The sequence below is a fragment of the Mycobacterium sp. E1214 genome (assembly GCF_001666755.1).
Lineage (GTDB): Bacteria > Actinomycetota > Actinomycetes > Mycobacteriales > Mycobacteriaceae > Mycobacterium.
Genome location: NZ_LZJC01000042.1, coordinates 1 through 7,684, shown reverse-complemented (window position 1 = coordinate 7,684; position 7,684 = coordinate 1). Strand labels below are relative to the sequence as shown.

Sequence of the window (7,684 nt, the reverse complement as noted above, 5' to 3'; positions counted from 1 at the left end):
TACTTCACCTTGCAGACGACGCACTGGCAGTACACCCACGGCGTGCCGGCCGATCGACTCGACCGCATCGCCCCGGAAACCTGGCTACTGGACCAGGCAGGCCTCGACCGCAGAGGCAACGACACCATCCAACTGCAGCTGTTCTGGGACTATCAGTTCAATCTCGACGGCTACCCCAAGTTCCAAGAATACTTCCGCACCCACCAACCGCCGCTGCTGGTCACGTGGGGCAAGAATGACGAAATCTTCGGCGCCCCCGGCGCAGAAGCCTTCCGCCGCGACCTCCCCCACGGCGAATTCCATTTGCTCGACGCGGGACATTTCGCTCTCGAGACACACGGAGAAGAAATCAGCGGCTACATCCGCGACTTCCTCGGTCGACTGTAGCGGCCACCAGCATGGCGTCGCCACGCTCAACAATGCTGAGGTCAACGCCTTCCGCGGCTCCGGCGAGCGCAGGATAGCGCTCCTCCCCGACCGCCCAAGGGCGACTCGGGTCCCCAGGCGAGAGAGGAACGCCCGTAATGGATTTCGCGGCGCTGCCGCCGGAAGTCAACTCCGCCCGCATCTATGCCGGTCCCGGCGCGGCACCGATGTTGGCCGCCGCGGCAGCCTGGGAGGCGTTAGCCGTGGAGCTGTCCTGCACGGCCAACGAATACTCGTCCGTAGTCACCTGCCTTACCACCGGCCCGTGGCGGGGCCAGGCCGCAGAGTCGATGGCCACCGCCATTGGGGCCCATATCGCATGGCTGACCGACACCGGCGAGCTGGCCGAGCAGACCGCGGACCAGGCCACGGCAGCCGCGACCGCCTTCGAGGCGGCCTTTGCGCTGACGGTGCCACCACCGATCATTGCGACCAACCGCAGCCTGCGCGCGTCGCTGGCTGCCACCAACGTGTTCGGTCAGAACACGCCGGCAATCATGACCACCGACGCGCAGTACGCCGAAATGTGGGCCCAAGACGCCGCCGCGATGTACGAATATGCCGCGGCGTCGGCCCGGGCGGCGAGTTTGACACCGTTCGCGGCGCCGGCGGGCGGCGCGCTGCTGGATCAACCGGCGCCGACGGGGGCAGCTGTTGCCGCAGCCGCGACGGCCCCCGCTAGGGGGATCTCGGCGTTTCTGCAACAACTCGGCCCCCTGACATCGCCCCTGAGTCTGTTGTCGCCCGCTAACACCGCCGAGGGGACGGTCAGCCTGGCGAACGCGTATGCCGCCTCGGAGTCCGCATCGCAGGCCAGAACCGCGATAATGGGCGTCGGGTACGAGATTTCGGGCACCGAGGACAAGATCCTCGGCCGCCTGGACCGACTGGGAGCGCCACGCCTGACGGGCGCCTCGACCTCTCAGCAGCCGATCACGGTGTCCGCGCGAACGGCCGTGGCAGCTGCGGTCGGCGGCTTGTCGGTGCCCCCGGCGTGGGCGCCTGCACCGGTGTTGCGCTCGAGCGTTGCGCCGCTGGCGACCACGATGCGAGGCACGGCCGGTGATACCTTCGCGGCCGGAAGGGAAAGCCTCCTCGAGCAACTGGCTGTCAGGGCTCCTGCCACGGTTGGCTACAGAGTCGCCGGCACCAGATGCAGCGCAGCGTCGACGACACCGCCCCGCAGTGTGAAGCCGCCACATGGGCCAGCTCCCGGCTCTTTCGCGACCTTGGCCGCCAATCTTTATGAGCTGGCCCGGCTTCGAGAGCTCGGCATTCTGACCGACGATGAATTCACCGGGCAAAAGCGCCGGCTACTCGCCGAGTAACGGCCGTAAAACGGCTTGGAGCGGGCGGATGCCCAGATCGCGATGCGCCCGATGGCGAAAGGGACTTCATGAGCAAGCACTACGCGACCATCGCGTTCACCGAGGACGTTCGCGCCATCCAACGCGATCATGGCAGCCAAGCGTTCTATGACCGCAAACGCATCGCCGGAAAGGCATCGCCCGGCCGCGACCCGCTGACCGCGACCGAGCAGGACTACCTCGCCCAACGCGACAGCTTCTACCTGGCCACCATCAGCTCCACGGGCTGGCCCTATGTTCAATTCCGCGGCGGCCCAATGGGCTTTCTGCGTGTTCTGGACGAACACACCCTCGCGTGGGCCGACGTTCGCGGCAACCTGCAATATATCAGCACCGGCAACCTGGCCGCCCAGGATCGCGTCGCGATCATCGCCGTGGACTACGTGCACCGACGGCGCCTCAAGATCTTCGGCCACGCTCGCGTCGTCACCGCCCAGGACGATCCGCAGCTCGCCTCGTCCTTAATGGCTCCCGACTATGAGGCCGCCGTGGAGCGCGCCGTGGTCATCGACGTCGAGGCGTCCGACTGGAACTGCCCGCAACATATCACGCCCCGTTACAGCGCCGCCGACCTCGAACCGGCCCTGGCGGCGCTCCGGGATCAGCTAGCAGCACTGCAGGCAGAAAACGCCAGTATTCGCAGCACAAGTGGAATCTCACAGTGACCGGCACGGCTTGTCGGAGATGGCACCCATGGCCCCGCTCAACGCCCGCGTCACTTCACCCCGGCCGTCGCGGCTCCCCCGATTTCAAGCCGTGCGCGTCGGTTTGACCGCCGCGGCGCTCGTAGGCGTCACGACCCTAGCTCTTCTCGTCCTCCAGCGACTCAGTCCGGGCCTACCGGCTGCCCCGACTCATGCCCGCACGTGGCATGGGCAATCCCTAGGCCGTCTCGCCTGGACGATAGGTGACACCACCGAGCCCGGTTTCGCCCATTCCACAATCGCGGGATTGCTCATGGTGTGGGCGGGGCTGTTGGCACATATGAGCTTCCGCGCCGACAAACGCTGGACGGGCTTTCCGGTCAGTTCGGGAACCGGGTTGTATGTATGGGCGGTCGGCAGTGCCGGTCTAGGTTTGGCCCTCAGCAACCTCGCGTGGGACTGGACCATCCCCACCACGGGGGCCTGGCAGCCCACCTTCGTGCCGTTCGCGTCGCTGCCACCCGCCGTGGTTTTGCTCTATGGTGGGCGGGCGTCGGTGGCCCTCACCGGTGCGGTGCTCGGGGCCGGGCTCACCACACCGGCGGCGCTGGCCGCCGCGGTGAATTTCGGCTGCCGTCCACTCGGGTTGCCCACCGTCGTCGGTGCTACCACCGGCATGTGGGTCAGCGCGCTGATCGGTTTCACATTGTGCCGGCACTTGCCGTGGATGCCCCCGCCTAGGGTTCCGGTGCCGCGGTGCCACAACGAATCCCGGCACTACCTGGCGGGGACGGCACGCCCGGGGCCCTGCTGGGTGGCGCGCCGCATGCTCGCCGACTTCACCGAGGCGCAATTTATCGGCAACGAATGGGCCGGCGCCGCATTGCTCGCGGGCACCCTCATCAATTATCTAGTTGATCCGGCCAGCGCGAGCGGGGCCGGAAACATGCTGCCGCGCATCCTGATTGCGCAAGTGCTCACCGCGGGGATGGCAATTGTGATGTGGCATCGCCAGTGGTCCAAGTACGGCTGGTATCCCACCTTCGTCCCGGTGGTCTCCGTGGCACCGGCCACCGTGCTCGCCTTTGGCGGCAGTGTCCAGGCAGTCGTCACCGGGGCTGCGTTGGGCGCACTGGCCGCGCCGCCGCTGGCCGCGGCCATAGCCCGCCGCCTGCCAACGCACTTGCACCCCTTCATCGGCAACGTCGTGTCCATGCCCGTGCTGACCGCCATCATCGTCGCCGCTCTGTCGATAGTGCCCGGATTCTGTCCCACGGCTGCGAGCTCGTAATTCATCAGAGAGAATCTCATGGCCAAGCTGGTATCAGTGAACGTCGGTACGCCGAAAGACGTTTCCTGGCACGGGCATACGGTCTACACCGGAGTATTTAAGGCGCCGGTTGCGGGTCCGCGTATGGTTCGCCGGCTCAACCTCGACGGTGACGGTCAGGGCGACTTAAACGGCCACGGCGGGGAAAACCGGGCCGTGCTGGTCTACCAACTCGCCGCCACCCAACCCCGGGTCACCTGCTGTCGGGTGGGCACGCGCCTCGGTGAGCCACGCATGGCCGCGCTGCTGGTCTCGCATCGGCGGCCGGGCTTCTATTGCCGCGTGGTCGCCAAGGCGAAGTCGAGGCCGGACAGGCCATCGACAAGATCACCGCCGGACCAGAAGGGGTCACCGTCGCTGAGATCGAGGCGCTGCTCTACCTGCCGGGCCGTCCCCGCGACACACTCACCCGGGCACTGCGCATCCCGGCGCTGAGCCCAGGTTGGAAGCGCTCGCTGCAACAGCTACTCGAACACGGCGCTGACAATGCGGCGGCGACAGCGGCTTAACCGGCACCACCGCGACCCCGCCGGCCTGGCCGGGGTTTCGGCCACTGTGCGTGACCAGCACCCACGCTCATCCAATTCCTCACGCGCCGGCAATCATTGGGCGCGGCTTAACCCCGCAAAAAAAGCCATTTCGATCACTAAGCCGGGCGCTCCGGGAAGACGGTCGACCTAGGCCCCCGGCCGCCGGTGCCTGGTCGGTACCGACGTCGGCAAATCGCTCCCCAATGGGCATTTGTTGCCGAGACTGATCACAGTGATCTGGTATTGCCGCTTGTCGCAGGCGCGCACCTAGGCAACCCTTAAGTGAACAGCCAGCACCAGACTGCCCTTCTTTCGCAACACCGGCCAGGGTGCCGCCGACCGACGAAACGAGCAAGACATGACACACCAGCCCGCCATTGAAGACCTGGATCGCTTTGTCTACTCGCAAACCCCCGGTTACGTCGAGCGTGACATGCGGAAAGCCTTCCACAACGCCGTGCCCCTGAAAACCGTGGTCACCTACTGTTACGATCCGCGCGCTGCTGACATTCCGCTCCAACTCGCGAAATTGCTTGCCGACGAGGTCTATCCGGGTGAAGTGGTGCACGACGGACAGGGCAACAAAGTCGGCTCGACGTCCACAATCTTCCCCGTAGTCGTAGCGGGAGGCCGTGCAATCGACGCCTTGCGGTCAATCACGATCGCCCATCATCTGTTCGGCCTCGAAAAAGTCGTCGTCGTACACCACACAAGCTGCGGCACAAGCAGTTTTACCAGTCAGGGTCTGCTCGAGGCCTACCAGTTGGAGCAAGGGATCGACATTGGCGACCTCTACGACAAAGAGAGCATCGCTATCGATCACTTGACGTCCACGCTTCGCCATGACGTCCAGATAGTAAGGGACTCACCGGCAGTACCAGCCTCCGTAGAGGTGATCGGCTACGTGTACGACATCGATGCCGATGCATTCGTCGGTGATATCGCCGTTACGCCTGCCGAGAAGTGAGGGCCACAGGCGGGTAGCGCTGGAAATGATGGAGACCGCTTATTTCATCCTGTAATTCGGCGCTCCGTTGGCCCATGTGTACGGGCTTATGGCGATAGCAGGTTCCACACACCGTTGAACTCGTTGGCGTCAGGGTGCGTTGTGTAACTGTGCACAACGAACGAGGTGCGGACGGTAGATGGTTTCCAGCGATTCGGATCGACGGTTTCCGACGAGTTTGTGTTCCGCAAGAGGCGGCGCGGCACCGGCGAATCTCTGAGGACGTCTAGATGGGCGATGCGCTGCCTACCGTCGATCTGACCGGAAGCATGACGGCTGACATGCATGGCGCGCTGCGCGACGCCGCAAGAAGGGGTCCGTTGGCACGAGACGAGATGACCGGGGCGGTAGTCGTGCTTCGCCAGCGCGATGTCGAAGCTTTGGCGCACGACCAGCGGCTGCACGGCATCGGCCTGACCCTATTTGACATCATGGGCATCACCGAGGGGCCGCTCCGAGATTGGTACAGCAAACTGATGTTCACCACGGAGGGTGACTATCACCACCGGATGCGGTCGCTGGTATCCCGCGCTTTCACGCCGCGGTCGGTGGCCGCCCTGCAAAGCGCCGCCTCCGAGATGGCCACGGCGGCGATCGCCTCGGTCGGCGAGCGCGGCGATCTCGTGGCGGCTTGCTCGATGCTGGCCGCGAAATTGACCTGCCGTTTGCTCGGGGTGCCCGACGATGACGTCGCTCGGTTCGCGCGATGGGCCGACGCGCTAAGCCCGGTCTTCTTTGTGATGACTCAGGACCAAGTTGCCGATGCCACAACCGCGATCGGGGAGCTTCGTGAATATGTCGACGAGTTGACTTGGCGACGAAGCCGCAGTCCGGGACGCGACCTCATCACCGATCTCCTGACGGCCGAGGCCGAGGGGACTCGCCTGACCCACGACGAGACGGTGGTCATGATCGTCAATCTTTTGGTGGCCGGCCACGATACAATCGGCAGCCAGATCCCGTGCAGCATCATGGTGGCGCTGCAACATCGCGACGTGTTGCAGGGAGTCAGCCACGATCGAGCAGAGTTGGTGCGGGTGGCGGCGGAGACAATGCGACTGGAGCCAAGCATCCCGGTCATCCCGCGCACGGCAATAGCACCGATCGAGCTGCGCCACAGTACGATTCCCGCGGGTACGATGGTGTTGCTATGCATCGCGGCTGCCTGCCGGGACGAGTCGGCGTGGCACAACCCGGACCGCTTTGACCCAGGCCGCTTCGCCGCGCAGGGCACGCCGAGATTGCTCAACTTCGGTGCCGGAACCCACTATTGCGTCGGCACCGCCCTAGCGAAACTCGCCGTGGAGGAGTCCTTGCGCGCCGTTTTGGCCCGGAAACCCGAACTGCGCCTCGCCGAGGAGACTGCGGACATCCCATGGCGGCGAGTCCTCGGCCGGTCACCCACTCGGTTGATCGTACGAACCGTCAGCTAGAAGCTGGCGTTCAGGGACATCACGGATACCAGAAACGGCGTCGATTCGGTTCTTCCAGACTTAACTGGACGGACGGTCGAGCGGCGGTGTTATCGCAGGCGGTCGTCGTGCTGTACGCGAGGAAGCGACGAGGCGCGAAATTGTCGAGACGTGAACGTGGTCGCCTCGGCTCCACCCACTCGTCCGGGTTTTCCATGACATAGATTGTGCTTGCCGCCGCAACGGCTGCCGCGGTCAATTCGACGGCGCAGGCGCAACCGTCGACGCTCTTGGTGCGGACGACGATGCCGTCGCGACGGACCGCTGTTGTCGGTTCTTCGCTACGTCAAGGTAACGATGGGCCCGGTAGCGGCGGAGACCACGCTAGCGAGCACGCCCAGCGCCACCCACGACCCCAAACACGACGCTGCGGCGTTGCAGGCTGTGGGAGGCCTTTGGGGGTGCATTGCTAACCCGGGCGGGACACATTAACCGACGTTTTATCGAGCCAGCCACAACGCGATCGCAACCACAGTGATCGACTCAATGACTAACGAGTCCAGGCGGGGCGGTGATTTATCCCGAATCTGTTTCGCGCGGCGCCCCGGTGTTTGCGGCGGTGCGCATGGCCGCATCCGGCGTGTCGGCAACGGCGCTTAGCGATCAACCAGACGTTGGCGCAGGATCATGACCGACGTTCCCGAGGCGTCGGTATCATGGGCGCGTGAATCAAGGCGCTGTGCGGCGAATCTCCGCTGGCCCGGGAGGCGCTCCTGATGCCGTGCCGGCTGTCGACGTTGTGCGTTGTGCCCCAACGGCTAACCGACACCACAAAGCCGTATGTGCTCGAGCGGCGTTGAAGGCTGGTTTTTCGGTAGTGCTGTTTGGAAGTGGCTTTGCGGCGCCGGGTTGCCTTCAGGGAGGTAGGGACGTGCGCGGCAGCGGCTGCACCTGTTGGACGAGTTCGAC

At 64.9% G+C, this 7,684-nt stretch carries 8 protein-coding genes; all 8 read left to right on the top strand.

Going from position 1 to position 7,684, the window contains the following annotated elements:
• Positions 1 to 387 (top strand): alpha/beta fold hydrolase (locus A5700_RS26505; RefSeq protein WP_231991381.1); only part of this gene is annotated, 387 nt, incomplete at its 5' end.
• Positions 388 to 524: 137 nt separating this feature from the next.
• Positions 525 to 1,754 carry a PPE domain-containing protein gene (locus A5700_RS05150; protein ID WP_068075407.1) on the top strand — a complete coding sequence of 410 codons (1,230 nt, stop codon included), beginning with the start codon at positions 525 to 527 and terminating at the stop codon, positions 1,752 to 1,754.
• A gap of 68 nt (positions 1,755 to 1,822) precedes the next feature.
• Positions 1,823 to 2,458 (top strand): pyridoxamine 5'-phosphate oxidase family protein, encoded by a 636-nt coding sequence (locus A5700_RS05145; protein ID WP_068075404.1) that lies wholly within the window; start codon positions 1,823 to 1,825, stop codon positions 2,456 to 2,458.
• 28 nt (positions 2,459 to 2,486) lie between these two features.
• Entirely contained in the window at positions 2,487 to 3,728 is a 1,242-nt protein-coding gene (locus A5700_RS05140; protein WP_068075402.1) for a hypothetical protein, read from the top strand.
• 18 nt (positions 3,729 to 3,746) lie between these two features.
• Complete coding sequence (locus tag A5700_RS25105) at positions 3,747 to 4,202, top strand: MOSC domain-containing protein (RefSeq protein WP_369828228.1); 456 nt, start codon at positions 3,747 to 3,749, stop codon at positions 4,200 to 4,202.
• On the top strand, positions 4,139 to 4,276 hold the full coding sequence (locus tag A5700_RS27365; RefSeq protein WP_369828229.1) for a 3-alpha domain-containing protein: 138 nt from the start codon (positions 4,139 to 4,141) through the stop codon (positions 4,274 to 4,276). The genes A5700_RS25105 and A5700_RS27365 overlap by 64 nt, the downstream gene beginning before the upstream one ends.
• 379 nt (positions 4,277 to 4,655) lie before the next feature.
• A complete protein-coding gene (locus A5700_RS05130) occupies positions 4,656 to 5,264 on the top strand; it encodes a carbonic anhydrase (RefSeq protein ID WP_068075396.1) in 609 nt (202 codons plus the stop codon).
• Between the two features lie 269 nt (positions 5,265 to 5,533).
• Positions 5,534 to 6,736: a cytochrome P450 gene (locus A5700_RS05125; RefSeq protein WP_082960680.1), complete on the top strand. Its 1,203-nt coding sequence runs from the start codon at positions 5,534 to 5,536 to the stop codon at positions 6,734 to 6,736.
• Positions 6,737 to 7,684 lie beyond the last annotated feature (948 nt).

Excerpts from the sequence above, each read along its gene's own strand:
- A5700_RS05140 (WP_068075402.1), top strand. The coding sequence starts at position 2,487 with ATGGCCCCGCTCAACGCCCGCGTCACTTCACCCCGGCCGTCGCGGCTC.
- A5700_RS25105 (WP_369828228.1), top strand. The coding sequence starts at position 3,747 with ATGGCCAAGCTGGTATCAGTGAACGTCGGTACGCCGAAAGACGTTTCC.
- A5700_RS05130 (WP_068075396.1), top strand. The coding sequence starts at position 4,656 with ATGACACACCAGCCCGCCATTGAAGACCTGGATCGCTTTGTCTACTCG.
- A5700_RS05145 (WP_068075404.1), top strand. The coding sequence starts at position 1,823 with ATGAGCAAGCACTACGCGACCATCGCGTTCACCGAGGACGTTCGCGCC.
- A5700_RS05125 (WP_082960680.1), top strand. The coding sequence starts at position 5,534 with ATGGGCGATGCGCTGCCTACCGTCGATCTGACCGGAAGCATGACGGCT.
- A5700_RS05150 (WP_068075407.1), top strand. The coding sequence starts at position 525 with ATGGATTTCGCGGCGCTGCCGCCGGAAGTCAACTCCGCCCGCATCTAT.